Origin of the sequence: Geminicoccus flavidas, from assembly GCF_009806515.1 — a bacterium.
GTDB lineage: Bacteria > Pseudomonadota > Alphaproteobacteria > Geminicoccales > Geminicoccaceae > Geminicoccus > Geminicoccus flavidus.
This window is the reverse complement of record NZ_WUJP01000001.1, coordinates 1-934: the sequence shown is the minus strand read 5'-3', so window position 1 is coordinate 934 and position 934 is coordinate 1. Positions and strand designations below refer to the sequence as shown.

Sequence of the window (934 nt, the reverse complement as noted above, 5' to 3'; positions counted from 1 at the left end):
CGGCCAACTCCGACAGTCCTCGACGATGCATGGGCGTCATGCGAAGCTAGAACGTCGAGCGTATGCTGCATTGCACAACGGACGTCTTCCTCGATACTTCGTCCCGACTGTGGCGCCGGCCAGTCTGGTGCTGCTGTACCACCACTGAACAGCGTCCGAGCCCGGATCAGGTTCCGGCCCGCCGTCCGGAAGCAGGCTGGCTGGCCACGGCGATAGCGACCGGATTTGCACTCGCGGGGCGCGCGAATTCGCGCTACTTCCGCTAGCATGCGGAGTTGGAGCGAACATGATCGCGGCAGACTATGTCGACCGGTTCTGGATCTGGCTGCGCCGGGAGATCCGCTGGCGCTGGCTCGGCAGCCTCCTGCTCCTGCTCAGCGCCTGGTTCGCCTGGCACGCCTTGCACGGCTCACGCGGCTTCTATGCCTACATGGACCAGCGCCGCTCGGTGCAGGTGCTGGAGCAGGACCTGACCGAGCTCGCGGCCAAGCGTGACGCGCTCAAGCGCCAGCAGGCCCTGCTCGGCGACCGGACAATGGATGCTGATCTCCTGGAGGAGAAGCTCCTGGGCCTGGGCTGGGCACGCCGCGGCGACGTGTTCATTCCCGACCACATGATCGGCGACGCGCTGGACAAGTAGCCGGGCGTGGCGGCCCGCCCAGGGGCCGCTCTCTCACCCCTGTGAAATCAATGTGAGCGCCCGTCGGACAGGCCGCCAGAGGCAGTGATGCCGACCCCGCAGCAACTCGGTCAGGCAACTCGCCGTGAACACGAAAAGGGGCTGCGCCCCAGGCGCAGCCCCTGTCTTTCGCCGGGCAAGGGGGCCGCTTCGCGGCAGCACCCCGCCCTCATCTGCCGAGTTTACGCCTTGCAGCCGCTGAACTTGGCGGTGCCGTTGGCCTTGGCGAACTCCTTGGTGACCTGCCACCAGGGC

The 934-nt window shown here is 66.9% G+C and carries 1 protein-coding gene; it reads left to right on the top strand.

Annotated features, from left to right (window positions below; genetic code table 11):
* Nucleotides 1–286 precede the first annotated feature (286 nt).
* Nucleotides 287–640 carry an FtsB family cell division protein gene (locus EQG76_RS00005; RefSeq protein WP_159709445.1) on the top strand — a complete coding sequence of 118 codons (354 nt, stop codon included), beginning with the start codon at nt 287–289 and terminating at the stop codon, nt 638–640.
* Nucleotides 641–934 lie beyond the last annotated feature (294 nt).